Source organism: Lentzea sp. NBRC 102530 (assembly GCF_030269365.1).
In the GTDB taxonomy this organism is placed as follows: Bacteria; Actinomycetota; Actinomycetes; order Mycobacteriales; family Pseudonocardiaceae; genus Lentzea.
The window spans coordinates 42514-67870 of the sequence record NZ_BSTF01000003.1; the positions used below are offsets into that span (position 1 = coordinate 42514).

Consider the following 25357-nt stretch of genomic DNA (forward strand, 5'->3'; position numbering starts at 1 on the left):
CTTCGAGTACCCACGCGCAGCACGCCGCGGGAGGCTTGTCGTCTAGGGCCTGCGTACCGGGACGCCGGACGCCGAGGCCAGGGTTGTACGACTGGAGTTGCACGCTTGGTAACTCGCAAGCCCGCGCTGAAGACGGGGCACCCTTTCGAGGGTGCCCCGTCTGCTTGTTACGGCAAGAAAACCCACCGAACGGCAGAATGTCCGCCCGTTGACCCACCACGCAGCCGTGAGTAACTTGCGAAATACGCCAGTTACCTGTGGGAACATCACCGGGAGGCACGGACAAGTGCGGAAGTTCGCCGCGTTGACGCTGGTCACAGCCATGGTCGCCCTCACGCCGGTGGCGAGAGCGGACGCCAGCGTGACCACCCTGCGCGGGATGTCGCTGGAACAGAAGGTCGGCCAGCTCTTCGTCACGTACGTCAACGGCCAGGCCGCCGACGTCCCGCACCCCAAGAACCAGACCGACTTCGGAGTGGCGACGCCCGCGGAGATGGTGCGCAAGTACCAGCCCGGCGGCGTCATCTACTTCAACAACTCGAGCCGCGACAACATCGACACCCCGAAGCAGATCGCGCAGCTCTCCAACGGCCTGCAGAAGGCCGGCAAGATCCCGCTGCTCATCTCGACCGACCAGGAGATGGGCCTCGTCACGCGCATCGGTCCGCCGGCCACCCAGCTGCCGGGCAACATGGCCCTCGGCGCGGGTCGCAGCGTCCAGGACGCCGAGGAGGCCGCCCGCATCACGGGCCAGGAGCTCCGCGCGATGGGCATCAACCAGAACTTCGCGCCGGACGCCGACGTCAACTCCAACCCGGCGAACCCGATCATCGGCGTGCGCAGCTTCTCGAGCGACCCGAAGCTCGCCGCCGACATGGTGAAGGCGCAGGTCCAGGGCTACGAGGGCCGCCGCTGGTTCGACATGGACTCGGTGACCTCGACCGCCAAGCACTTCCCTGGCCACGGCGACACCTCCGAGGACAGCCACACCGCCCTCCCGGTCTCGAACCGCAGCCTCGAGCAGTGGCGCACCATCGACGCACCGCCGTTCCAGGCCGCCATCGCCGCCAAGATCGACTCGATCATGACCGCGCACATCCAGGTGCCGCAGATCGACCCGTCGGGCAACCCGGCCACGCTCAGCCCGAAGATCATCACCGGGTTGCTGCGCGACGAGCTGAAGTACGACGGCGTCGTCGTCACCGACTCGCTGGAGATGGCGGGCGTGCGCAAGCTGCACTCCGACGCCGAGATCCCGGTGCTGGCCATCAAGGCGGGCGTCGACCAGCTGCTGATGCCGCCGAACCTCGGCCTCGCGATCGACAGCGTCGTCAAGGCGGTCCGCGCCGGTGAGATCACCGAGCAGCGCATCGACCAGAGCGTCCTGCGCATCCTCAAGATGAAGCTGCTGCGCGGCGTCATGCTCACCGCCGAGGTCGACCTGAACAAGGTCGACCAGATCGTCGGCTCCAACGCCGAGAAGGCGCAGAAGATCGCCGACCGCACCATCACGGTCGTGCGCAACGACGGCCAGGCGCTCCCCCTCAACGCCACCGCGCCGCTGGTCATCGGCACCAGCGACGCTCCCACCACCGCCCTGGCCACGCGCCTCAAGGGCACCAAGGTCGTCACGGCGACCAGCCCCACGCCGGCGCAGATCCAGCAGGCCCTGGCCGCGGCGGCAGGCGCCGACAAGATCGTCGTGCTGACCAACAACGCGAGCACCAGGCCCGCCCAGGTCGACCTGATCAACCAGCTCGTCGCCACCGGCAAGCCCGTCGTCGCGGCCGCCACCGGCAACCCGTACGACGTCGCCCACGGCAACGCCAAGACCTGGCTCGCCACCTACTCGACCACCACGGTGTCGATGGAGGCGCTGGCGAGGATCCTGCTCGGCGAGGCGAAGCCGCAGGGCAAGCTGCCGGTCGACGTCCCCGGCCCGACCCCCTACCCGTTCGGGCACGGGGTGAGCTGGTGAGGCGGCGCAGCTTCCTCGCCGCAGGCGCCCTGTCCGTCCCCCTCCTCAGCACCGAAAGCGCCCACGCGGCCCCGAAACTCGCCACCGCCTCCGAACAACTCGCTCAGGACGGCTGGCGCAAGTTCAAGGGCCGCAAGGTGGGCGTGCTCACGAACCCGACGGGCATCCTCCAGGACCAGACCCACATCGTCGACTCGATGGTCGCCCACGACGCCAAGCCGACCGCCGTCTTCGGCCCGGAACACGGCTTCCGCGGCACCGCGCAGGCAGGCGGTTCCGAGGGTGACTACGCCGACCCCCGCACCGGCGTCCCGGTCTACGACACCTACCAGGCCACCCCCGCGAAGATCCGGGCGATGTTCGAGAAGGCGGGCATCGACACCGTCGTCTTCGACATCGCGGACGTCGGCGCGCGCTTCTACACCTACATCTGGTCGCTGTACCAGGCGATGGAAGCCGCGCAGGACCTCGACTTCGTCGTCCTGGACCGCCCGAACCCCATCGGCGGCACCGCGAACGGCCCGCAGCTCGACCCGGCCTACGCGACGTTCGTGGGCCTCAAACCGATCGTGCAGCAACACGGCATGACGGTCGGTGAACTCGCGAGGCTCTTCAAGGGCGAGTTCGACCTCGGGACCAGGCTCGAAGTGGTCAACGTCCGCAACTGGCGGCGGAACCAGCTCGACACGGGCCTGCCGTGGGTCCCGCCGAGCCCGAACATGCCCACCCAGGACACCGCGCTGGTGTACCCCGGCACGTGCCTGTTCGAGGGCACGGTGCTGTCCGAGGGGCGCGGCACCACCAGGCCGTTCGAGACGGTCGGCGCCCCCGGCATCGACTGGCGCTGGGCGGAAGCGCTGAACGCCCTGGGCCTCAAGGGAATCCAGTTCCGCGAGACGTACTTCAGCCCCACCTTCAACAAGTTCCAGGGCAAGACCTGCGGCGGTGTCACCCTGCACGTCACCGACGCGGCGGAGTTCGACGCCGTCCAAGCGGCCGTGGCCATGCTGATCACCGCGAAGTCCTTGTACCCCGGCGTGTTCGCGTGGCGTCCCGACAACTGGATCGACAAGCTCAGCGGCTCCGACCGGCTGCGCAAGATGATCGACGCCCAGGCACCACTGGCCGAGATCACCGGTGCGTGGCGCCACGAGCTCCAGCAGTTCCGCCGCACCCGCCTGCCCTACCTGCGCTACCGGTGAGGACGCCATGCTCATCCCTGCCCTGGCCGTCGCACTCGTGACGACCGCGCTCCCCGGCCACTTCGACCAGCCCCAGGACGGTTTCGCGCCCGCGTGGACGACCCTGCGCGAGTCGAACCCGTACTGGGCGAACCTCGACCCCGAACCGGTCAACACCGCCCTGCGTCAGCTCCGCGACTTCCAGAAACCCCAGGCCAACGGCAAGCCGCTGTTCGCCGGCGCCGTCACGATGTACGTGCACGACGGCAAGATCGTCACGCACGACCGCACGGGTTACGCGGTGCTCTACGAAGACCAGCAAACCCAGCTGCCAGAAGAAGAGCGCGTCCCGATGAAGAAGGACACGATCTTCGACTTCGCCTCCATCTCCAAGCTCTTCACGTCGATCGCGGTGATCCAGCAGGTCGAGCAGGGCCGGGTGAGCATCGACGAACGCGTCGCCACCTACCTGCCCGAGTTCGGCGTGAACGGCAAGGAGAACATCACCGTCAAGCAGTTGCTCACACACACGAGCGGCCTCGAACCGTTCATCCCGTTGTGGCAGAAGTACCCGGACGTCCCGTCGCGCATCAAAGCCGTCATGGACGTGACGCCGAAGTCGACGCCCGGCACCACCTACGTCTACTCGGACCTGAACCTGATCACGCTCGGCGAGCTGGTCTTCAAGGTCAGCGGGAAACGCCTCGACCAGGCGGTGCAGGACGGCATCACCAGGCCGTTGAACATGAAGGACACCGGCTACAACCCGAAGGCCAAGGACCGCACGGCCGCCACGGAGTTCCAGACCGCACCACCACGCGGCATCGTCCGCGGCGAGGTGCACGACGAGAACGCGTGGTCCCTCGGAGGAGTGGCCGGACACGCCGGTGTGTTCGGCACGGCCAAGGACCTCGCGATCCTCGGCCAGACGATCCTCAACGGCGGCATCTACAACGGCCGCCGAATCCTCAGCGAGCACTCCGTCGAGCTGATGCTCACGAACTTCAACCAGCAGTTCCCCGACAACGCCCACGGCCTCGGCTTCGAGCTCGACCAACGCTGGTACATGGGCGCACTGAGCGGCCCCGGAACCGCAGGTCACACGGGCTACACCGGCACGTCGTTCGTGATCGACAAGGCCTCGCGCTCGATCGCGATCCTGCTGACCAACCGCGTCCACCCGAGCCGTGACTGGGGCAGCGTCAACCCCGCACGCCGGGCGGTCGCCGACGGCCTCGCGCACGCACTCGCCGTGCAGTCGCACGGAAAGCATTGGCGGGCAACGACTTCCGGCGCGACCCTGATCGCCGAACGCCCGGTCGAGGTGTTCGTCGACGTCGACAAGGGCGACAAGCTCACCGTCCAGCACTGGAACGGCACGGACTGGCAGGACGCCCGCACCATCACCACGACCGGACGTCGTTGGGTGCCAACGGAATCCGCGAAGTCCAGGTTCGTCTACACCAAGGCCGGCCAGTACAACGGCCGCGGCGTCTACGTGCACGCCCGTGGCGACGTCACCGCCGACGGCTGGTCAGTGGCACGCCGCTAGCGCCTCGACGAAGGGGCGGAGCGCCCGTGGGAACGCGGGCGCTCCGAAGCTCACCACGACCCCTGACCGGTCGTCGTCGCTCTTCTCGTGCCGGAACCACGAAAGCGGACTGACCTCGATGCCACGTTCACGAGCCGCGCGCACGACCTCTTCTTCGTAAGGCGTCTCCAGCACAGCGTGCATCCCGGCCGCGATGCCCGACACCGAGACGTACGGCGACACCGCCTCCACGAGCTGGTCACGCCGCCGCTGGTACTTCAGCCGCATCCGGCGGACATGGCTGTCGTAGGCCCCGGACTCCAGGAAGTCGGCCAACGTCAGCTGGTCGAGCATGCTGATGTGCTGCTCACGGTCGGTCTTCAGCGCCAGGACCGGATCGACGAACCGGTCCGGCAGCACCATCCACGCGATCCGCAACGCCGGTGACAACGCCTTGCTCGACGTCCCGAGGTACACGACGTGCTCGGGGTCCAGCCCCTGCACGGCCCCGACGGGCTGGCGGTCGTAGCGGAACTCCCCGTCGTAGTCGTCCTCCAGCACAAGACCCCCCACGCGCCGTGCCCACTCCACGGCCGCAGCACGCCTACGAGGATGCAACGGGCCGCCCAACGGAAACTGGTGCGCCGGCGTCAACACACACGTGCGCAGGTCATCGGGCAGTTGTTCGGTGTTCGCACCGTGGTCGTCCACCGCCAACGGCACGGTCGCCTTCCAGAACGCCCGGTGGAAGCCGAGCCCGTACTCCTCGACGACGACCGGCGGCCGCAGCAGCCGGTTGAACATCTGGACGGCGCCACCGAACCCCGAGCACACGACGATCCGTTCGGGATCGGCCCGCACGCCCCGGGCCCGCGCCAGGTACTCGGCCAGCGCCGTCCGCAGCTCGATGCGCCCCTGCGGGTCTCCTGGCCCGAACGCCTCCGAGGGCGCCGCCGTCAACGCCCGCCGCGTCGACCGGATCCACTCGGTGCGCGGGAACTCGGTGACGTCCGGGGTGCTCACCTGCAGGTCGTACCTCACCGCCGGTCCGGCAGCCGCGCGCGTCACCGGCTGCGGCGGCGCGACCCGTTGCGCGACAACGGTTCCCGAACCCTGACGGGCGGTCAGCCACCCCTCCGCCACCAGCTCCGCGTACGCCTCGGCGACGGTGTTGCGCGCGATCCCGAGATCGGCGGCGAGCGACCGCGAGGCGGGCAGCCGGGTACCGGCCGGCAGCCGTGCCGAGCGGACCGCCTCCCGCAGCGACGCCGTCAACCGCTGGCGCAGCCCACCCGGACCGGACAGGTCCAGGTGGAAGTCGAGATTGGCCCACGATTCCACGTGAAGATTGCACCATGCTCGGGGACAATCCGGGTCATAGGTTTCTTCCCATGACGAACCGCATCGACTTCCCCAAGAAGGCCCCGAAGGTCTACCGCGCGATGATCGCGCTGGACGCCGCCGCCCGGGAGGGCCTCGACGAGCAGCTCGCGGAACTGGTCCGGATCCGCGCGTCGCAGCTCAACCACTGCGCCCACTGCATCGCCATGCACACCGCCGACGCCCGCAAGCTGGGCGAGTCCGAGGCCCGCGTCTACCTGCTCAACGCGTGGGAGGAGGCCGGCGACATCTACACGGAGAAGGAGCGGGCCGCGCTGCGCCTTACGGAGGCCATCACGGTCCTGAGCAGCCACGAGTACGTGAACGACGACGTGTACGCGCACGCCGCGAAGCACTTCGAAGAAGAGGAACTCGCGCAGCTCATCGCGCTCATCTTCACCATCAACGCGTGGAACCGGATCGCCGTGTCCACCCGGATGACCCCTATCGTCCACTGACCACCTGCCGAGAGAGTGACTTTCGGACACAGTCCGTTGACCGTTGGTGTGGCGGTTAGTAAGTTTCCCACGTGTCCACTGAGAGCAGTGCCGAGTCCAGCCCCCTGGTGAGGATCCGGTCGTTGTTGCCGGGTCTCGCGCGCGCGGAGCAGCGCGTCGCGAAGGTGGTGCTGGAGAACCCGGCGACGGTCGCGCACCGCAGCATCACCGAGGTCGCCGAGCAGGCGGGCACCAGCGAGACGACGGTGACGCGGTTCTGCAAGGCCATCGGCGTCGGTGGATATCCCGAACTGCGCATCGCACTGGCCGCCGACACCGCGCGCAGCCAGGCACGTGCCAACCACGACATGGGCGGCGACATCGGCCCCGGCGACGACCTCAGGCAGGTCGTCGGCAAGGTCGCGTTCGCCGACGCCCGCGCCGTCGAGGAGACCGCGGAGCAGCTCGACGTCGAGTCGCTCGACAAGGTCGTCCAGGCCGTCGCGGGCGCCCGTCGCGTGGACGTCTACGGCTTCGGTGCCAGCGCGTTCGTGGCGTTCGACCTCCAGCAGAAGCTGCACCGCATAGGGCTCACCTGCTTCGCGTGGAACGACACGCACATCGCGCTGACGTCGGCCGCCGTGCTGACCGAGGCGGACGTCGCCGTCGGCATCTCGCACACGGGCTCGACCGCGGAGACCGTCGAGGCGCTGCGGGTGGCCCGCGAGTCCGGCGCCACCACCGTCGCGCTGACGAACTTCCCGCGCTCGCCGATCACCGAGGTCTCCGACCACGTGCTGACCACGGCCGCGCGCGAGACCACGTTCCGCTCCGGCGCGATGGCGAGCCGGATCGCCCAGCTCACGGTGATCGACTGCCTGTTCATCGGCGTCGCCCAGCACCACGTGGACACGGCGAAGACGGCACTCGAGGCGACCTACGAAGCGGTCTCCGGCCACCGGCTGGGCGCGAGACCAGACGGCCGGCGACGGCCGCGGGAGACGTCTAAATGACCTCCCCCCGGAACGGTGTGGTGGTGCGCGTGGAATCTCCGACCGAGCAACGGAACCCGCGCACCGCGGACATCGACCGGGTCTCCACGATCGACGTGCTCCGCATGATCAACGAAGAGGACCGCACGGTCCCGGCCGCGGTCGCCCAGGCCCTCCCGGACCTGGCCCGCGCGGTGGACCTGGGCGTCGCGGCGATCATGTCCGGCGGCCGCGTCCACTACGTCGGCGCGGGCACCTCGGGCCGTCTCGCCACCCTGGACGCGGCCGAGCTCGTGCCGACGTTCAACGCCCCGGCGGACTGGTTCGTCGCCCACCACGCAGGCGGTCCGGAAGCCCTCGTCCGTGCCGTCGAAGAGGTGGAGGACCACTCCGGCGCCGCCCAGATCCGCCGCCACGCCGCAGCGAAAGACCTGGTCGTGGGCGTGACGGCGTCCGGGCGCACGCCGTTCGTGATCGGCGCCCTGCAGGAGGCGCAAGCGCTTGGCGCCCACACCGTCCTGGTCTCGAACAACACCTCGGTGCCGTTCACGCCGGACGTCCTGGTCGTCCTCGACACCGGCCCGGAAGCCATCGCGGGCTCGACCAGGATGAAGGCGGGCTCGGCCCAGAAACTGGTGCTGACCTCGTTCTCCACGGCGGTGATGGTCAAGCTCGGCCGCACCTACTCGAACCTGATGGTCAGCATGCGCGCCACCAACGCCAAGCTGCGCGGCCGCACGATCCGCATCCTGCACGAGGCCACCGGCCAGCCGGAGAACGCCTGCGAACAGGCTCTCGCGGACGCCGCCGGCGACCTCAAGGTGGCCCTGGTCCACCTGCTCGCGGGCGTCCCTGCCGAACGCGCCGCCGCCGCGTTGGAGGACACGAAGGGCCACGTCCGCAACGCCCTGGACCGGCTAGCGGGTTAGGTCGGGCCCGAACACCTCGTAATGGATGTCCGCGACCCCCGCCGCGAGCAACTGCGCCCGCACGGCCTGGAGGAACGGCGTCGGCCCGCACAGGTACGCCGTGGTGTCCTGCGGAACCTCGATCCCCGCGAGGTCCACGTACCCGGTCCGTTCGGCGGGCCACTCCCCGACCGGCCGCTCGTAGAACACGTGCGCCTGCCCGCGGTCGAGCTTCCCCACGAGCTGGGCGAGGTCGGCGCGGAAAGGGTGCGTGAACTGGTCGCGGTCACCGTGCACCGCGATCACCTGGCGCGGCGACCCGACCGCCGCGAGTTCAGCGAGCATCGCCACCATCGGGGTACACCCGATCCCCGCCGAAGCCAGCAACACCGGCCCGTCCCCCGGCAGCAACGTCACGTCCCCGGACGGCCGGCTGACGTTGACCACGTTCCCCACCGACACCTCGTCGTGCAGGTGGTTCGACACCTCGCCGTCCCGCTTGACCGAGAACTGCACCGCGTCGTCGGTCCGTCCCGACAGGCTGTACTGCCGGATCTGCCGAGCGCCGTCCGCCAACTCGACCTGCACCGACACGTACTGCCCCGGCGAACTGGGCGGCACCGGCCCGTTCAACGGCCGCACCACGAACGTCACCACGTCGTCGGTCTCCTGGAACCGGGCGATCACCCGGTGCTCCTCCCACCCGCGCGGCAGGAACCTCTCCATCCCGATCAACGTGTCGGCCATCAACCAGTAGACCTCGCTCCACGCCTCCGCGACGTCCTCCGACACCTGGAGAACCTCGGCCACAGCTCCGAGCAAGTGCTTGTGCACCACCGCGTACTGCCCCGGCGTCACACCCACCGACACGTGCTTGTGCGCGATCCGGCGCACCATCGCGTCAGGCGTCCGCCCGGCGAGCAACCCGGCCGCGAAGGCCGCGACCGACCCGGCCAACGCCTGCGGCTGGGTCCCGTTCGCCTGGTTCCCCCGGTTGAACAGATCGCGCTGCAACACCGGGTGTTCCTCGAACATGCGCGCGTAGAACAACTTGCTGATCTCGCCGATCGCGGCGGCGACCGCGGGCAGGCTGGCCTCGACCAGCTCCGTCGACTTCGGGGACAGCATCGTCTTCCTCACTTCAGCTGCAGGGTGAGCAGCACGGGTCCGGTGGGATCAGCGACGAGGTCCTCGACGCTCAGTGGATCGAGCGAGGCGTAAAAGGCTTCCTGCGCCTGGCGCAACGCCCGCCGCAACCGGCAGGCGGCAGCCAACGGACACGGCACGTCGCCCTCACAGTCGACGACGTCCCCGACACCTTCGAGCTGCCGCACCAACTGTCCGATCGAGGAGGCGCGGCCGGTGCCGGTGAGCGTCAGCCCACCGCCCCTTCCCCGCCTCGCCTCGACCACACCCAGGTGCTGGAGCTGCGCGACGACTTTCGCGGCGTGGGTGTACTGCACGCCCATGACCTCGGCGACTTCGCGGGTGGTCGGGTTCGCCTCGTCGGCGACGGCCAGCCGCATCACGATCCGCAGCGCGATGTCGGTGCTCTTGGTCAGCCTCACAAGATCGAGGCTAACTTAATTGGCATCTCAGATGCATGTTATCTGGGCCACGAGTCCCACCGGCGGACTTCAGGCTCCCCCGCGACCCAACGTACCGAGAGGGTCTGACACTCCGGCCAAACCACGAACCGCACTCGCCAACGCAGGCCGACCACCGTCTTGGCCAGGCGCGCGCACTCAACCGGACAGCCGACATCGCCAGCCAACCACCTACGAGTCCTGGCGTGGCGAAGCGCAGCGAGCCCGAACGGGCTGCTTCACACCAGGCCAGCCGGTTCCCCCTGCCTTGGCGATCGGGGCTTTACCTTGAGGGGGCGGGGTGCCAACCTGTCCGGTCCGGCCGGGGCGTCCTTCACCCCGGCTTGTGAGGCCGCGAACGCGCCCCGCCAGAGGCTCAAGGTCAAGCCCCAATCGCACCCCACATCATTCGAACCGGCCCGCGCGCCCACCCTCGCAACCGCAGCCCAACCCCAGGAACGCGACCAACCCCGCTGGAACCGGAACGGACCTACGGAACGTCACCCCGGCAGAACGGGCCGCCACGGAATCGGCGTGGACAGCACCATCGCGCTGGACGTCTCCCCATGCGCCGCCAACCGCACCAGCAACCGCTCCAACTCCACGATCGAAGTCGTCACGACCTTGACCACCGAACAGATGTCCCCGGTCAACCGCACCACCTCGACCACCTCGGGCAGGTCGTCCAGCAACTCCGGGTGCACGGTGATGCACCGGGGCCCGTAACACTTCATCCGCACCAACGCGACCACCGGCCGTCCGACCACGGTCGGGTCGACCACGGCCCGGTACCCGGTGATGGCCCCCATGTTCTCCAGCCGCCGCACCCGCTGGGCCACGGTCGGCGGTGACACGTGGACCCGGCGCGCCAGTTCGTTGTACGACAGTCGCGCGTCCTCTTGGAGGGCCTCCAACAGGGCCTTGTCCACCTCGTCCAGCATGACCGCAAAGCTACAACCCGAAATCCTTCACGATCGGAAGAAGTTCGGGCCGAACGCCTTAAGACGCCCATTCAGGTGACCGCCCACAGCGGCGACGATTAGCACCATGAGCTGCCCCGTGTCCCCCAAGCTGGATTTCGGCGGCACCACGCCGTACGAGGACTACGTGCACGCGTCGGTGTTGCACACCCTTCAACAGCAGTGGTCCAAAGATCCCCGCGAGATGTCGTTCCTGGTCATCACGCAGGTGATGGAGCTGTACTTCGGCCTGCTCTGCTTCGAGTGGCGGCAGGCCCAGTCCGAGCTGCGCAGGGACGACATCCGCGCCGCCGTCCGCACTCTCCGCAGGTCCGACCTGCACCTGCAGGCGTTGTCGGCGGCGTGGCGGCCGATCGCCCGGATGACGCCGACCGAGTTCAACTCGTTCCGCGACGCCCTCGGTGAGGGCTCGGGATTCCAGAGCGGCATGTACCGCGAGATGGAGTTCCTTCTCGGCGAGAAGTCCGCGTCGATGCTCGTGCCGCACCGCGCGGTGCCGGCGATGCACGACCAGCTGGAGAAGTCGCTCAGCCTGCCCTCGCTCTACGACGACGTGCTGGCTTCGTTGAAGCGCAAGGGTTTCGACATCCCGCAGAGTGTCCTCGACCGCGACCTGACCAAGGCGTACGAGCCGTCGGCCGAGGTCGAGCAGGTGTGGGCGGGCATCTACCGCGGCGACGACCGGGACCTGCTGGAACTCGGTGAGGCGTTGACCGACATCGCCGAGGAGTTCGCGCGGTGGCGGTACGACCACCTGCTGGCCACGCGCCGGTCGATGGGCTCGAAGGTCGGCACGGGCGGGTCCGCTGGTGTTGCATGGCTGGAGAAGCGCACCCAGCGTGCGGTGTTCCCCGAGCTGTGGACCGCGAGGAGTCACGTGTGAGGCGCGAGCTGTTCGACATCCCCGAAGGGGTCATCTACCTCGACGGCAACTCCCTCGGCGCACCACCGAAGCACGTCGCCGAGCGCATGAAGCAAGTCGTCGAGCACCAGTGGGGCAACCGGTTGATCCGGTCGTGGAGCGAGGGCTGGTGGGAGACTCCGCAACGGGTCGGTGACCGGATCGGGCGGCTGATCGGCGCGGCCGAGGGGCAGGTCGTCGTCGGTGACTCGACGTCGGTCAACGTCTTCAAGGCGTTGATGGGCGCGGCCAGAGGCAGCACCCGCACCGAGATCGTCGTCGACGAGGCGACGTTCCCGACCGACGGCTACATCGCCCAGTCCGTGGCCTCCCTGACGCAGAAGACCATCCGCGCGGCACATCCGTCCTCTTTGGACCTCACCGGGGACACCGCGGTGGTGCTCCTCAACCAGGTCGACTACCGGACCGGTGCGCTGCACGACATGCGGGCGCTCACCGAGCAGGCGCACGCCGCCGGGGCACAGGTGGTCTGGGACCTCTGCCACAGCGCGGGCGTGCTGCCGATCGAACTGGACGCGCTCGGCGTCGACTACGCGGTCGGCTGCACCTACAAGTTCCTCAACGGCGGACCGGGTTCGCCGGCGTTCATCTACGTCCCGCACCACAGGCAGGGGTCCTTCGAGAACCCGCTGTCGGGCTGGAACGGCCACCGCGAGCCGTTCGGCATGAAGGCGGACTACGAACCGGATCCCGGCATCGCCAGGGCCCGCGTCGGCACCCCGGACATCCTGTCGATGCTCGCCCTCGACGCGGCGCTGGACGTCTGGGACGACGTCGACCTGGCCGAACTGCGCGACCGAGGTCTCGCGCTCACCGCGCTGTTCCGCGAGCACGTCGAGAAGCTCACCGGCCTCGAGGTGATCACGCCGGAACAGCGCGGCAACCAGATCTCCGTCCGCTCCCCGCAGGCCAAGGCGGTGATGGACGAGCTGATCAGCCGAGGGGTCATCGGCGACCACCGGCCGCCGGACATCCTGAGGTTCGGCTTCGCCCCGCTCTACGTCACCGACGACGACGCGATCAGGGCGGCCGAAACGCTCGCGGAGATCGTCAACTAGCGAGAGCGGCGTCCGCGATGCTGCGCGCCTCGCGGGCGCCCGCCTCCAACGACGAGCAGACGAACAGGATCCACTGCGCCAGGCCTTCGAGCGATCCGGAGGCGAACGCCACCGACGCCGCCTCGTACTCCGCCGAACGGCGCAGGCACGCCACCTCGGGCACGCCGAGCCCCTTGGGGTCGAGCCCGGTGGAGATCGACGTCATCCGCGCGGCCGCCCGCGCGACCACACCGTTGGCGACGTCGAAGGGGGCAAGCCCGAGCAGTTCCCCGTGCACCACCGCGACGACGACGGGCGCGGGCACGGACGTCCCGCCGGTGACCAACGACCCGAGCAGGTCCAGTCGCGTCGACACGTCCCCGGACACCCGCGGCCGGCCGACGTCGGAGGTCAGGTCCGCGGCGGCCAGGACGTGCAACCGCGCCAGCGCCTGCAACGGCGCGCGCTGCCAGGTGGCCACGAGACCGCCCAGCGCCTCGGCCACCCGCAACGACCCGGCGAGCACCGGGTCGGAGACCTCGCCGGACTCCGGGATCTCGGTCGGACCGCCCTCGAGCGCCGCCGACGCACGGGCCGCGCGGACGGACGCTTCCGCCGCCGTCGTGGCCCAGCCGCGCAGGTTCACCCGATGGCGGTGCACCTGGAAGACGGCGTCCTTGGCGGCGTTCGCGGCGTCTGCCACGCCGGGCAAGGAAAGCAGCGGAGCGAGAGGATCGGTCACGGTCGCGCAGAGTACCTGACCAGGTGAAACCGGTGACCCAGCTCACTAGGGGGACCGTTGAGCGCGCAACTTCGCCCGTTCAACGCGCCACACGTGCCTGGACCAGACAAAACGGGTTACAACGTGACAGCCGTGTAACCGACCTCCCCAGATTGGTCTGAACCTTTTTGGGGAGGAACCTGTTGGAAGTGAACTGGCTCGCACTACGGTCAGTACCCGCATCCCCAACCGGTCTGGACTTTCCAGGAGGTCTCGCACCATGACGCAGTCGCCAGGCCAGGGCAACGCTCTGGACAACCTGCTCACGGAGAGCAGGACGTTCCCGCCTTCCGACGAGTTCGCGGCACAGGCGAACGCACAGCCCGCGCTGTACGAGGAGGCGAAGGCCGACCGCGAGGCGTTCTGGGCGAAGCAGGCGGAACGGCTGCACTGGGACACCAAGTGGGACCAGGTGCTCGACTGGTCGGACGCGCCCTTCGCGAAGTGGTTCGTCGGCGGCAAGCTCAACGTCGCCTACAACTGCGTCGACCGCCACGTCGAGTCCGGCCACGGTGACCAGGTCGCGATCCACTGGGAGGGCGAGCCCGGCGACAGCCGCGCCATCACCTACGCCGAGCTGCAGCGCGAGGTCTCCAAGGCCGCGAACGCGTTGACGTCGCTGGGAATCGGCGCCGAGGACCGCGTCGCGATCTACATGCCGATGGTCCCCGAGGCGATCTTCGCGATGCTGGCCTGCGCCCGCGTCGGCGCGATGCACAGCGTCGTCTTCGGCGGCTTCTCCGCCGAGGCGCTGCGCACCCGCATCGAGGACTCCTCGTGCCGCCTCGTGATCACGACCGACGGCCAGTACCGCCGCGGCAACCCGGCGCCGCTCAAGCCCGCCGTGGACGAGGCCGTCGCCGGTGCGCCCTCCGTCGAGAAGGTCATCGTCGTCAAGCGCACCGACACCGAGGTCGCGTGGACCGACAAGGACGTGTGGTGGCACGAGCTCGTCGACTCGCAGTCGGACCAGCACACCCCGCAAGCGTTCGACTCGGAGCACCCGCTCTTCATCCTCTACACCTCGGGCACCACGGGTAAGCCGAAGGGCATCCTGCACACGTCCGGCGGTTACCTCACGCAGGCGTCGTACACGCACAACTACGTGTTCGACCTCAAGCCGGACACCGACGTCTACTGGTGCACCGCGGACATCGGCTGGGTCACCGGCCACAGCTACATCGTCTACGGCCCGCTGTCGAACCGCGTGACACAGGTCGTCTACGAAGGCACGCCGAACACCCCGAACGAGGGCCGGCACTGGGACATCGTGCAGAAGTACGGCGTCTCGATCTACTACACGGCGCCGACGCTGATCCGCACCTTCATGAAGTGGGGCGCGGACATCCCGGCCAAGTACGACCTGTCGTCGTTGCGCGTGCTGGGGTCGGTCGGCGAGCCGATCAACCCCGAGGCGTGGATCTGGTACCGCGAGAACGTCGGTGGCGGCAAGGCCCCGATCGTCGACACGTGGTGGCAGACCGAGACCGGCGCGATCATGATCTCGCCGCTGCCCGGCGTGGTGTCGACCAAGCCCGGTTCGGCGCAGCGCCCGCTGCCCGGCATCGGTGCGAAGGTCGTCAACGACGAGGGCGTCGAGGTCGAGCACGGCGGCGGTGGCTACCTGGTGCTGGACGAGCCGTGGCCGTCGATGCTGCGCGGCATCTGGGGCGACGAGGAGCGCTACAAGGACACGTACTGGTCGCGCTTCGGCGAGCAGGGCTTCTACTTCGCCGGTGACGGCGCGAAGTACGACGCCGACGGCGACATCTGGCTGCTCGGCCGCGTCGACGACGTGATGAACGTGTCCGGTCACCGCATCTCGACGACCGAGGTCGAGTCGGCGCTCGTGTCGCACCCGACCGTGGCCGAGGCCGCCGTCGTGGGCGCGTCCGACGAGACGACCGGCCAGGGCATCGTGGCGTTCGTGATCCTGCGCGGTGGCGCGGGTGCGGACGCCGGTGGCGCGGACGCGATCAAGGCGCTGCGCGACCACGTGGCCAAGGAGATCGGCCCGATCGCGAAGCCGCGGCAGATCATGGTCGTGCCGGAGCTGCCGAAGACGCGCTCGGGCAAGATCATGCGCCGCCTGCTGCGCGACGTCGCCGAGAACCGCACCGTCGGTGACGTGACGACGCTGGCCGACTCGTCGGTCATGGACCTGATCTCGGCGGGCCTGCAGTCGGGCAAGTCCGAGGACTGATCCAGGGCTTGAAACGTGACGGGCGTCCTCACCGGAGGGCGCCCGTTCGCGTTAAGATCGCAGCAAGTGCTGTGGCGCGGAACCTTGCGTCGCAGCACTCGGTGAGCCGGGAAGTCTGGTCGGCACGAGTATTCGTGTACCTCGACCGCTTCGGGAGCGCCGTGTCCAGCAAGATCGCCGACTTCGCCCGTTACCTCCGCACCGAGACCGTCGGTGGCACCGTTCTGCTCGGCGCCACGGCCGTCGCGTTGCTGTGGGCCAACTCCCCGCTCGCGTCCGCCTACTTCGGACTGCGTGACCTCCACCTGGGACCGTTGAGCGTCGGCGACTGGGCCAAGGACGGCCTGCTGGCCATCTTCTTCTTCGTCGCCGGTCTCGAGCTGAAGCGCGAACTCGTCGTCGGTGAGCTGTCGAACTTCAAGGCCGCGGTGCTGCCGATCATCGCGGCGATCGGCGGGATGGTCGTGCCCGCGCTGATCGCCCTCGGCGTCGGCTGGGGTCAGCCGGGCATCGAGAAGGCGTGGGCGATCCCGGTCGCGACGGACATCGCGTTCGCGCTCGGGGTGCTGGCGCTGACGGCGTCCGGGCTGCCGTCGAGCCTGCGGGTGTTCCTGCTCAGCCTCGCCGTCGTGGACGACCTGGGGGCGATCATCGTGATCGCGATCCTGTTCACCGCGAAGTTCAACCTGCTCGCGGCGGGCGCGGTCGTGCTGCTGCTGGCGCTGTACTGGTTCCTCCAGCACAAGAGGATCACCAGCCCGTGGCTCTACGTGCCGATCGCGCTCGCCACTTGGTGGTTCATGCACGAGTCGGGCGTCCACGCCACGATCGCGGGTGTCGCGCTGGCGTTGCTGACCCGCGTGCGGCGCGACCCGTACGAGGCGCAGGCGCCCGCGGTGCGGCTGGAGCACCGGTTGCAGCCGTTCTCGGCAGGCGTGGCGGTGCCGGTGTTCGCGCTGTTCGCGGCGGGTGTGCCGGTGGGTGTGGAGGCGTTCGGGAAGCTCTTCTCCGACAAGATCGCGCTCGGTGTGATGGCCGGGCTGATCATCGGCAAGGTGATCGGGATCGTCGGTGCCTCGGCGCTCGCCGTGTGGTTCAAGGCGGCCGTGTGGCCGTCCGGGGCCGGGCCGCGCGACATCGTGGCGGTGGCGACGCTGGGCGGCGTCGGGTTCACCGTCAGCCTGCTGATCGCTGATCTCTCACTTCAAACCCCGGAGACCGCGAAAGCCGCTGTGTTGCTCGCCTCGATGATCGCGTCGCTGCTCGCCGCGGTGTTGCTCATTCGTCGCAGCCGGGCTCATGGCACCATGTCCGAGTGACCACCAGGGAGCACATCGCGTCGATTCCGCTGACCGCAGACGACCCCACCGCCGAGGCCTCGATCGGCGGCCTCGTCCGCGACGCGACCGCGCACGTGTCGACCTTGGTCAGAGCGGAGGTCGAGCTCGCCAAGGGCGAGATCACGGCCGAGATCAAGAAGGGCGTGAAGGGCAGCGTCTTCTTCATCGTCGCGCTGACCATCCTCTGCTTCAGCCTGTTCTTCCTGTTCATGGCCCTCGGCTTCGGCTTCGCCGAGTGGTTCGGCTGGGGCTACTGGGCGGGCTTCGGGCTCGTGTTCGGCGTGATGCTGCTGAGCGCCGTGCTGTTCGCCTTCCTCGGCTACCGCAAGGTCAAGAAGATCAGGGCGCCGGAGAAGTCGATCGCGGCCGCGAAGGACACCGTCGCGGCCCTCACGCACCGCGACTCCAAGAGCAGGGGCGACGACAACTGAGCCGCAAACCCGACCCGTCCGTCGTGCGGGTCGCGGGTCCGTGGACGCACCGCGACGTCTCGGCGAACGGCATCCGCCTGCACGTCGCCGAACTCGGCGAGGGCCCTCTCGTGCTGCTCCTGCACGGGTTCCCCGAGTTCTGGTGGTCGTGGCGGCACCAGCTCACCGCGCTCGCCGAGGCCGGCTACCGCGCGGTGGCGGTCGACCTGCGCGGCTACGGCGACTCGGACAAACCCCCGCGCGGCTACGACGGGTTCACGCTCGCGGGTGACATCGCGGGCCTGATCAAGGCGCTCGGCGCCCAACGCGCACACCTGGTGGGGCACGCGTGGGGCGGCGCCACGGCGTGGACGGTCGGTGCCCTGCACCCGCGCCTGGTCTCGTCGGTCTCGGTGCTGTCCGCACCGCACCCGCTGGTCACGCGCCGGGCGTTCCGCAGGCATCCGCGCCGCAACGCGCACGTGCTGCGGTTCCAGCTGCCGATCTACCCGGAACGCTGGCTGACCGGCGAGAACGGCCTGCAGGTCGCGAAGCTGATCTCGGCCTGGTCCGGGCCGAAGTGGCGGTCCGCGCCGGAGTTCGACGAGGTCATCCGCCGCTGCCGGCAGGCCATGACGGTGCCGGGCGTCGCGCACAGCGCGCTGGAGTACTACCGCTGGGCGGTGCGCTCGCAGCTGCGCAGCGACGGCCGGCGGTTCGCGGAGGCCGTCGACAAGCCGATGCAGGTGCCGGTGCTGCAGCTGCACGGCTCGGTGGACCCGATCGTGCCCGAGTCGGCGGCACGCGACTCGCTGCCGTGGCTGGGGCCCGAGTCGGAGTTCCGCTACCTGCCCGGGGTGGGGCACTTCCCCAACCAGGAGGCGTCCCACACCACGAGCAGGCTGATCACCGAGTTCCTGCAGAAACTGACCTGAACGCGGCTTCGAGGGCACCGGCCGGGTCGTCCGGCAGGTCGGTCGAACGCCAGGCCACGTAGCCGTCTGGCCTGATCAGCGACGCGCCCTTGGCGGACAGTCCGAACAGGTCCAGCTGCTCGATCCGTTCGCAGTGGACGGTCAGGCGCTCGGCGGCCTCCTGCCACTGCGGGTGGTCGGCGATCAGGACCCAGTCGCGGCCGAAGAGGTCCACAGTGGACCTGCCCGGCTCGATCCACGCGTGCGGGGCGCGCGTCCCCGGCTGGCCGTTCCACTCCTCCGGCAGCGCGGCGGGTGGGAGTTCGGGACCCGCCCCGAGCACGGCCGACGAGCGGTAGAGCACGCCGTAGTGCATGGCGTTGTTGTCGTAGAGCGTGGCGTCCTCGGGTTCGCCGTCGCGGTTGTGGCCGTCGTTGCGGGCGAAGATCTGCTGGTGGCAGAGGGTGGCGACCGGCCGCCGTTCCTCGTCGTAGGTGTCCAGGAGGGACGGACGCGACTCGCCGCCGATCACGGCCGCGAGCTTCCAGGCGAGGTTGTGGGCGTCCTCGATGCCGACGTTCGCGCCGAACCCGCCGCGGCTCGGCGGCAACGTGTGCGCGGCGTCGCCCGCGAGGAAGATCCGGCCCTCGGAGAACCGGTCCGCGACCGAGGCGCTGATCGTCCAGCGGCCCGTCGTGATGATCTCGATCTCCAGGTCGTCCCGGCCGATGGCCTGGGTGATCTTGTCGAGCAACTCCGGCTCGGTGTACTCGCGGTCGTCGAGCATCAGGACCCAGCGGCCGTCGCCGTAGGTGGTCAGAAAGCCGACGCCCTCGACGGCGAACTGGCCCACGCCGTCCTTGAGGTACTCCTCCAGCGGCGCGCGGAACAGCACGCTGCGGGACGTGTGCAGGAACCCGCGGCCGGCGCGGGTGATGCCGAGCCGCTCGCGCACCGGGCTGCGGTGGCCGTCGGCCGCGACCAGGTAGTCGGCGCGGATCTCGTACGGCTCGCCGTCGCCCTGCACGAGCGCCGTGACGCCCTCGTCGTCCTGCGCGAACTCCAGCATCCGGGTGCTCATCCGGACGTCCGCGCCGAGTTCGCGGGCCTTGTCGCGCAGCAGCGGTTCCATCCGGTCCTGTGCCACGCCGACTCCCGCGGTCGGCGAGTACTCGACGTCCGAGAGCTGCGCCGGAGGAGTCCAGAACGTCTCCTCGTAGCGTTCCCCGACCAGGCTCGCGCACCGCACCCGCCGCACGCCGAATCCCTTCGCCATCCGGCTCGGCGGCAGTGCCCCCTCCAGGCCGACCGCCCGCAGCAACTCGCCGACGCGGCCGTTGAAACCGACCGCCCGCGGGTGCGGTGAGCTGCCGGGATGCTTCTCCACCAAGATCACGTCCACCCCGCGCCACGCCAGGAACAGCGCGGCCGACGTACCCGCCAGGCCTCCCCCGACCACCAGCACCGAAGTCCTCATCGCATCCTCCCAATACGCTGTATCGCTCAATACACTGTATCTCGATGAGACGCTGTACTGTCCAGTCCGATGTCGAACGAACCCGTGTGGGACCGCCCAGAGCCGCCCAGCAAGCCGTCGCCGACCCCGTTGAGCAGGGACCTGATCGTGCGCGCCGCGATCGGGCTCGCCGACGAGGGTGGCCTCGACGAGGTGTCGATCCGCAAGGTCGCCGGGGCGTTGGGGGCCGGTCCGATGCGCCTGTACGGCTACGTCGAGACCAAGGACGAACTGCTCGACCTGATGGTCGACGAGGTCTACGGCGAGATCGAACTACCCGAGCCCGGCGCCGAGTGGCGGGATGCCCTCACCCGAATCGCGCACGGCATGCGCGCGGCCGCCAAGCGGCACCCGTGGTTCGTCGACCTGCTCGGCGGCAGGCCGCACCGGGGACCGAACTCGCTGGCGCACATCGAGGCGTCGCTCGCCACGCTCGACGGCCGGCCGGAGTTCCCCACCATCGACCACGTGCTCGGCGCGGTCAGCACGGTGATGGCGTTCGTGCACGGCGCCGTGCGCAGCGAGATCTCCGAACTGCGCGACGAGCAGGCCACCGGCCTGACCGAGGAGCAGTGGCAGGCCGCGTCCGGGCCGTACATGCGCAAGGTGCTCGCCACCGGGCGGTTCCCGAGGCTCGCCAGGGTCATGTTCGACGCCGAGCACACGAACGCCGCGGCGTTCTTCGACACCGGCCTGACCTACGTGCTCAACGGCATCGCCGCTACGACGCGCACCCCTGGGTAGAGGCCCGCTTCGTCAGCGTCGGCGCCTTCTGCACCATCGACTGCACCTGCTGGGCCGTGAGCACGAAGCCCGTCTCCGGGTCGTCGACCGCGGCACCGAAGACCACGCCCATCACGCGCCCGTTCGGGTCGACCAGCGGGCCGCCGGAGTTGCCCGAGCGGACCTCCGCGCGCACCGTGTAGACGTCACGGGTCACCGTCTGGGCGTCGTAGATGTCCGGGCCGCGCAGCAGCGGGATCCGCTCGCGGACGCGGGCCGGCGAGGCCTTGTACGGGCCGTCGAGCGGGTAGCCGAGCACGATGCCGTCCTCGCCCGGCTGCACCTCGTCGGAGCGGAACTGCAGCGGCGTGGCCTCGAGGTCCGGCACCGCGAGCACCGCGATGTCGGTGCGCGGGTCGTAGGAGACGACCGTCGCGTCGAACTGGCCGCGGCCGACCTCGACCGTCACCTCGTTGGTGCCGGCGACGACGTGGGCGTTCGTCATGACCCGTTCGGGCGCGATGACGAACCCGGTGCCCTCGAGCGCCCGCGAGCACGACGGCGCACGGCCGCGGACCTTGAGCACGGAGGCCTTCAGGCGTTGCGCGACCGGGGAGTCCGCGAGCTGGTTGTTCGGCGGCTCGACTTCCTTGAGCGGCGTGCGGTTGAACGGGTCCATCGCCTGCGGGAAGCCGGAGACGTCGAAGAGCTTCTGCAGGTCGCCGGACAGCACGCGGGCGGCCTGCGGCATGGTCTGGTCGACCTTGCCGAGGATCACCGACTGCTTGAGCGACGACGTGAGGTCGGGCAGGCCGACGACCGAGGTCAGCGGCAACGCGATCATCCAGGCGACGACGAAGACGACGAAGCCCTGCACGATCGCGCCCAGGGCGTTGTCCGCGCCCCGCAACGGCGACGCGTTGACCCGTGCCTTGATCGTCCGCCCGATGTAGACGCCGATGGTCTCGCCGAGCGCCACGAGCAGCACGACGATGCCGACCGCGAACACGACCTTGGTGACGACGTTCTCGAACTGGGACACCAGCAGCGGCGCGATCTGCGTGCCCAGGATCAGGCCGACGAGCACACCGACGAACGCGGGCAGCGCGACGACCATGCCTTGCCTGGCCCCTGACACCGCGGCGATCGCGGCAAGGCCCAGCACCAGCAGGTCAACCCAGTTCAACCCGAAACCTCCGCCTCACTGTGTAGCGCGCAACGCTAGTTCAAGGTCACGCACATCGGTCGCATCCCACGGCTGTTCCCAGCCGCCGAGTGCGATCAGGCCGTTGATCAACCCCGCGGTGAAACCCCACACCAGCATGCCCGGCGCGGAGAAGGCCGCCGCGACGTAACCCGAGGGGTGACGCACGCGGAACCTGTTGGCGGGGTCCGCGAGGTGCGCCACGGGCACGCGCGCGACAGCGGCGGTCTCCGCCGGATCGACCGGTGCGACGGGGCTCGGCTGTTCCCAGTAGGCGAGCACGGGCGTGACCGCGAACCCCGACACCGGCACGTACAGCTCCGGCAGCAAAGCCAGCGGTCTCACTCCTGACTCAAGTACACCGGTCTCCTCGTAAGCCTCGCGTAATGCCGTGCCCACCGGGCCGTCGTCCGTTTCGTCCGAAGCGCCGCCGGGGAACGCCACCTGCCCCGGATGCGAGCCGAGCGTGTCCGCCCTGCGCAGCAGCAACACGTCCGGCCCGTGCTCCTCGGACTCGCCGAACAGCATCAGCACGGCCGCCTTGCGGTAGGCCCGCTGCGAGGTGCGCGGGTCCCGCATGAACGTTCGTGCGTCGATCTGCTCGGTGGCTTTGGCCAGGCGCTGCATCCAGTCGGGTGGCTGTACCGCCTCCGTCATCGAACCGCCTTCTCCACCTGGTCCGGAGCGGTGAAGACCGGTGGATCGGTGATCCGCCGGACTTGACCGTCCGCTGATACGTAATACGTGGCGGGGAGCGTCTTCGGCGCCTTGACTTGCTTGCGCAGCTCGTCGGCCTCGTCGTGCACGGACGGCAGCCGCACGCCGAGCCGGGCGAGCAGCTCCAGGCCGTCCGCCTCCCTGCTCTCCACAAGAACTGGGACGACCGGCACGGCACCTGGTTGCTTCGCGTACGAATCCAGCACCGGCAGCTCCTCCTGGCACGGCTGGCACCAGGTCGCCCAGAAGTTGATCAGGAGTGGGCCCTTCAGCGCGAGGGCCGTCCGGGTGCCGTCACCGAGGCACGTCACACCGATGCCTTCTTGCGCGCCGGGCACGCACGGCCGCAGCTGGGCCTGCCCGCGCAACGCGGCGATGTCCTGCGACGGACGGGAGGGCGTGGGCGGCGGCGGTGACTCGTCACGGGGCCACAGCGCGACCACGCCCGCCACGCCCAGGACGAGCACGACGACGAGCCAGCGCGTGCGGTTGTTCACGCTCCCAGCTTCTCACCCGCCCGCACCCGCTCGGCGAGCTCGATCAGGTGTGGTTTCTCATCGCCCTTGACGAGCTTGGCGGCCTTGTCCGGGTCCTCCGGGCCGAGGCCGTACGACGGGCAGTCCTTCATCAGCAGGCAGGCACCGCAGGCTGGGGTTTTGGCGTGGCAGACGCGGCGGCCGTGGAAGACGATCCAGTGCGAGGCCATGGTCCAGTCGCGCTTCTCGATCAGCTCGCCGACGGCGTGCTCGACCTTGACGGCGTCCTCGAGGTCGGTCCAGCCCCAGCGGCGCACGAGCCGGCCGAAGTGGGTGTCGACTGTGAGCCCGGGCACATCGAACGCGTTGCCGAGAACCACGTTGGCCGTCTTGCGTCCTACACCGGGGAGCTTGACCAGCTCCTCCATGTTGTCCGGCACCACACCGTCGTGCTGCTCCACAAGGGCGGCACCGAGACCGAGCAGAGACGTCGCCTTGTTCCGGAAGAAACCGGTGGGGCGGAGCATCTCTTCGAGTTCCGTCCGATCGGCACCGGCGTAGTCGGCGGCCGTCGGGTACTTCTTGAAGAGCGCGGGAGTGACCTCGTTGACCTTCTTGTCGGTGCACTGCGCGGACAGGATCACCGCCACGACCAGTTCCAGCGGCGTGGTGAAGTCCAGCTCGCAGTGCGCGTCGGGGTAGCCCTCGGCCAGCACGCGCACCATCCGGCGGGCCCTGCGCGTCAGGCCTAGCTTGGTTTCCGGCTTCTTGGTAGCGGGCACTGATCCAGAGTAGTCAACACGCCGGAACCGACCCCTAGATCCGCACTCGAATCCCTCATGCGCCACACTTCGGAGCATCATGACTGCCTGGCTTGTGATCGTCGTTCCGATCGTGATCATGTTCTTCGCGCTCTTCATGGAGCGCGTCGAAGCGAAGCTCCGGCACGTTGCCGTGCAGGAGAACGAGGTCGAGGAGTTCCTGGAGTCCGCCAGGCCCGAAGAGGTCAAGGCGCTCTACGGACACGGCATCGGTCGCGCGCTCGACATGTTCCGCCTGCGTCGCCGTGGCCGCGGAGGTGCGCGCAAGCGCGTCCGTTAGTCCTGGCCCCGTGCTGACCGACACCCGAATGGCGTAGACTGGTTCGTTGGGCTCTGGATCGAGTCAGTCTTGTTGTTCCTACTAAGACGGCGAGCCGAGCGGCGATCCACAAGAGAGCCCTTAGACTGCAACGCAGTGATCGGCGGCACGGCGCTGACTCCACCAAAGATGGTGGTAGGCGTGCCGTCGCGTCGATTAGGAGGGACGAGGTGGACGAGACCCTGGCGCGAGCGGGCATCTTCCAAGGGGTGGACCCAGCAGCTGCAGAGGCGCTGGCGACGACCCTTGAGACGGTGGAGTTCCCGCGTGGCCATGTCATCTTCGCGGAGGGTGAGCCGGGCGATCGCCTGTACATCATCCAGTCCGGCAAGGTGAAGATCGGCCGCAAGTCGCCGGACGGCCGCGAGAACCTGTTGGGGATCTTCGGGCCCTCCGACATGTTCGGCGAACTGTCCATTTTCGATCCCGGCCCCCGCACGTCGACCGCGACGACGGTGACCGAGGTGCGTGCGGTGTCCATGGACCGCCCCGCGCTCCGTCAGTGGATCACCAACCGGCCGGAGATCGCCGAGCAGTTGCTGAGGGCTCTGGCCCGCAGGCTGCGCCGGACGAACTCGATGCTGGCCGACCTGATCTTCACGGACGTGCCCGGCCGCGTCGCCAAGGCGCTGCTGCAGCTCGCGCAGCGCTTCGGCTCGCAGGAGGCCGGCCTGCTCCGCGTCACGCACGACCTGACGCAGGAGGAGATCGCCCAGTTCGTGGGCGCGTCCCGCGAGACCGTGAACAAGGCTCTGGCCGACTTCGCGCACCGCGGCTGGCTGCGGCTCGAAGGCAAGAGCGTGCTGATCCTGGACCCGGAGCGCCTCGCGCGCCGCGCCCGCTAGTCAGCTCACCCCGCTGGTCGGTTCACGACCTAACGCAAGTGAAGCCCCGGCAGCCGCCGGGGCTTCACTGCTTCGGGACCCAGGCCGTACGTCACTACTGGGCTGACTGGAGTGGTTCAGCCTGGCTGCCCCGACCTGGCTGCCTCGAGTCAAACC

Annotated in this window: 25 protein-coding genes; 15 read left to right on the plus strand and 10 right to left on the minus strand. The window is 69.2% G+C overall.

Annotation, left to right across the window (positions count from 1 at the left end):
• Positions 1–322: 322 nt before the first annotated feature.
• The 3 genes from QSK25_RS07700 to QSK25_RS07710 are packed head-to-tail and all read left to right on the plus strand — an operon-like array spanning position 323 to position 4711.
• A complete protein-coding gene (locus QSK25_RS07700) occupies positions 323–1978 on the plus strand; it encodes a glycoside hydrolase family 3 protein (RefSeq protein ID WP_285637532.1) in 1656 nt (551 codons plus the stop codon).
• Positions 1975–3180 carry an exo-beta-N-acetylmuramidase NamZ family protein gene (locus QSK25_RS07705; RefSeq protein ID WP_285635454.1) on the plus strand — a complete coding sequence of 402 codons (1206 nt, stop codon included), beginning with the start codon at positions 1975–1977 and terminating at the stop codon, positions 3178–3180. Before QSK25_RS07700 ends, QSK25_RS07705 begins: the two co-directional genes overlap by 4 nt.
• A gap of 7 nt (positions 3181–3187) precedes the next feature.
• On the plus strand, positions 3188–4711 hold the full coding sequence (locus QSK25_RS07710) for a serine hydrolase domain-containing protein (protein ID WP_285635457.1): 1524 nt from the start codon (positions 3188–3190) through the stop codon (positions 4709–4711).
• On the opposite strand, the gene pdxR is transcribed toward QSK25_RS07710, so the two are convergent.
• A complete protein-coding gene (gene pdxR, locus QSK25_RS07715) occupies positions 4694–6031 on the minus strand; it encodes a MocR-like pyridoxine biosynthesis transcription factor PdxR (protein ID WP_285635460.1) in 1338 nt (445 codons plus the stop codon). The two genes, QSK25_RS07710 and pdxR, sit on opposite strands and share 18 nt — an antisense overlap.
• A 50-nt stretch (positions 6032–6081) precedes the next feature.
• Here pdxR and QSK25_RS07720 point away from each other — a divergent pair, with 50 nt between their 5' ends.
• From QSK25_RS07720 to QSK25_RS07730, 3 genes are all read left to right on the plus strand, one after another.
• Positions 6082–6528 (plus strand): carboxymuconolactone decarboxylase family protein, encoded by a 447-nt coding sequence (locus QSK25_RS07720; protein ID WP_285635463.1) that lies wholly within the window; start codon positions 6082–6084, stop codon positions 6526–6528.
• Between the two features lie 71 nt (positions 6529–6599).
• Positions 6600–7520 carry a MurR/RpiR family transcriptional regulator gene (locus tag QSK25_RS07725; protein WP_285635466.1) on the plus strand — a complete coding sequence of 307 codons (921 nt, stop codon included), beginning with the start codon at positions 6600–6602 and terminating at the stop codon, positions 7518–7520.
• Positions 7517–8428, plus strand: coding sequence for an N-acetylmuramic acid 6-phosphate etherase (locus QSK25_RS07730; protein WP_285635468.1), 912 nt, complete (start codon positions 7517–7519; stop codon positions 8426–8428). Before QSK25_RS07725 ends, QSK25_RS07730 begins: the two co-directional genes overlap by 4 nt.
• Here the strand turns inward: QSK25_RS07730 and QSK25_RS07735 are convergent.
• From QSK25_RS07735 to QSK25_RS07745, 3 genes are all read right to left on the minus strand, one after another.
• The gene (locus QSK25_RS07735) at positions 8417–9547 is read right to left on the minus strand and encodes a globin domain-containing protein (RefSeq protein ID WP_285635471.1); all 1131 of its coding nucleotides are present in this window, start codon (positions 9545–9547) and stop codon (positions 8417–8419) included. The genes QSK25_RS07730 and QSK25_RS07735 overlap by 12 nt on opposite strands.
• A complete protein-coding gene (locus QSK25_RS07740; protein ID WP_285635474.1) occupies positions 9544–9975 on the minus strand; it encodes an Rrf2 family transcriptional regulator in 432 nt (143 codons plus the stop codon). Before QSK25_RS07740 ends, QSK25_RS07735 begins: the two co-directional genes overlap by 4 nt.
• A gap of 518 nt (positions 9976–10493) precedes the next feature.
• Positions 10494–10934 carry an Lrp/AsnC family transcriptional regulator gene (locus tag QSK25_RS07745; protein WP_211257779.1) on the minus strand — a complete coding sequence of 147 codons (441 nt, stop codon included), beginning with the start codon at positions 10932–10934 and terminating at the stop codon, positions 10494–10496.
• 106 nt (positions 10935–11040) lie between these two features.
• On the opposite strand from QSK25_RS07745, the gene QSK25_RS07750 reads away from it, so the two are divergent.
• Together QSK25_RS07750 and kynU are read left to right on the plus strand one after the other, a co-directional pair.
• Positions 11041–11856, plus strand: a complete 816-nt coding sequence (locus QSK25_RS07750) for a tryptophan 2,3-dioxygenase (RefSeq protein WP_285635492.1) — start codon at positions 11041–11043, stop codon at positions 11854–11856.
• Complete coding sequence (gene kynU, locus QSK25_RS07755) at positions 11853–12953, plus strand: kynureninase (RefSeq protein ID WP_285635494.1); 1101 nt, start codon at positions 11853–11855, stop codon at positions 12951–12953. The genes QSK25_RS07750 and kynU overlap by 4 nt, the downstream gene beginning before the upstream one ends.
• Here kynU and QSK25_RS07760 read toward each other — a convergent pair.
• Positions 12946–13674: an oxidoreductase gene (locus tag QSK25_RS07760; protein ID WP_285635497.1), complete on the minus strand. Its 729-nt coding sequence runs from the start codon at positions 13672–13674 to the stop codon at positions 12946–12948. The two genes, kynU and QSK25_RS07760, sit on opposite strands and share 8 nt — an antisense overlap.
• A gap of 259 nt (positions 13675–13933) precedes the next feature.
• Here QSK25_RS07760 and acs point away from each other — a divergent pair, with 259 nt between their 5' ends.
• From acs to QSK25_RS07780, 4 genes are all read left to right on the plus strand, one after another.
• The gene (gene acs / locus QSK25_RS07765; RefSeq protein ID WP_285635500.1) at positions 13934–15916 is read left to right on the plus strand and encodes an acetate--CoA ligase; all 1983 of its coding nucleotides are present in this window, start codon (positions 13934–13936) and stop codon (positions 15914–15916) included.
• A gap of 161 nt (positions 15917–16077) precedes the next feature.
• Positions 16078–17235, plus strand: a complete 1158-nt coding sequence (nhaA, locus tag QSK25_RS07770; RefSeq protein WP_285637534.1) for a Na+/H+ antiporter NhaA — start codon at positions 16078–16080, stop codon at positions 17233–17235.
• Positions 17232–17687, plus strand: a complete 456-nt coding sequence (locus QSK25_RS07775) for a phage holin family protein (protein WP_285635505.1) — start codon at positions 17232–17234, stop codon at positions 17685–17687. The genes nhaA and QSK25_RS07775 overlap by 4 nt, the downstream gene beginning before the upstream one ends.
• Positions 17684–18601, plus strand: a complete 918-nt coding sequence (locus QSK25_RS07780; protein WP_285637536.1) for an alpha/beta fold hydrolase — start codon at positions 17684–17686, stop codon at positions 18599–18601. Before QSK25_RS07775 ends, QSK25_RS07780 begins: the two co-directional genes overlap by 4 nt.
• Here QSK25_RS07780 and QSK25_RS07785 read toward each other — a convergent pair.
• The gene (locus QSK25_RS07785) at positions 18573–20057 is read right to left on the minus strand and encodes an FAD-dependent oxidoreductase (protein WP_285635508.1); all 1485 of its coding nucleotides are present in this window, start codon (positions 20055–20057) and stop codon (positions 18573–18575) included. The genes QSK25_RS07780 and QSK25_RS07785 overlap by 29 nt on opposite strands.
• Before the next feature lie 69 nt (positions 20058–20126).
• Here QSK25_RS07785 and QSK25_RS07790 point away from each other — a divergent pair, with 69 nt between their 5' ends.
• Entirely contained in the window at positions 20127–20840 is a 714-nt protein-coding gene (locus tag QSK25_RS07790) for a TetR/AcrR family transcriptional regulator C-terminal domain-containing protein (protein WP_285635511.1), read from the plus strand.
• Here QSK25_RS07790 and QSK25_RS07795 read toward each other — a convergent pair.
• From QSK25_RS07795 to nth, 4 genes are read right to left on the minus strand one after another with little or no spacing between them, the layout of a single operon-like run.
• Entirely contained in the window at positions 20818–22005 is a 1188-nt protein-coding gene (locus QSK25_RS07795; RefSeq protein ID WP_285635515.1) for a MarP family serine protease, read from the minus strand. The two genes, QSK25_RS07790 and QSK25_RS07795, sit on opposite strands and share 23 nt — an antisense overlap.
• Positions 22006–22020: 15 nt before the next feature.
• Positions 22021–22680 carry an NUDIX hydrolase gene (locus QSK25_RS07800; protein WP_285635519.1) on the minus strand — a complete coding sequence of 220 codons (660 nt, stop codon included), beginning with the start codon at positions 22678–22680 and terminating at the stop codon, positions 22021–22023.
• Positions 22677–23237: a TlpA family protein disulfide reductase gene (locus tag QSK25_RS07805; RefSeq protein WP_285635522.1), complete on the minus strand. Its 561-nt coding sequence runs from the start codon at positions 23235–23237 to the stop codon at positions 22677–22679. The genes QSK25_RS07800 and QSK25_RS07805 overlap by 4 nt, the downstream gene beginning before the upstream one ends.
• A complete protein-coding gene (gene nth, locus QSK25_RS07810) occupies positions 23234–23941 on the minus strand; it encodes an endonuclease III (RefSeq protein WP_285637541.1) in 708 nt (235 codons plus the stop codon). The genes QSK25_RS07805 and nth overlap by 4 nt, the downstream gene beginning before the upstream one ends.
• Before the next feature lie 136 nt (positions 23942–24077).
• On the opposite strand from nth, the gene QSK25_RS07815 reads away from it, so the two are divergent.
• Both QSK25_RS07815 and QSK25_RS07820 read left to right on the plus strand, forming a co-directional pair.
• Positions 24078–24317 (plus strand): hypothetical protein, encoded by a 240-nt coding sequence (locus tag QSK25_RS07815; protein WP_030477588.1) that lies wholly within the window; start codon positions 24078–24080, stop codon positions 24315–24317.
• A 209-nt stretch (positions 24318–24526) separates the two neighbouring features.
• Positions 24527–25201, plus strand: a complete 675-nt coding sequence (locus tag QSK25_RS07820; protein ID WP_030477589.1) for a Crp/Fnr family transcriptional regulator — start codon at positions 24527–24529, stop codon at positions 25199–25201.
• Positions 25202–25357 lie beyond the last annotated feature (156 nt).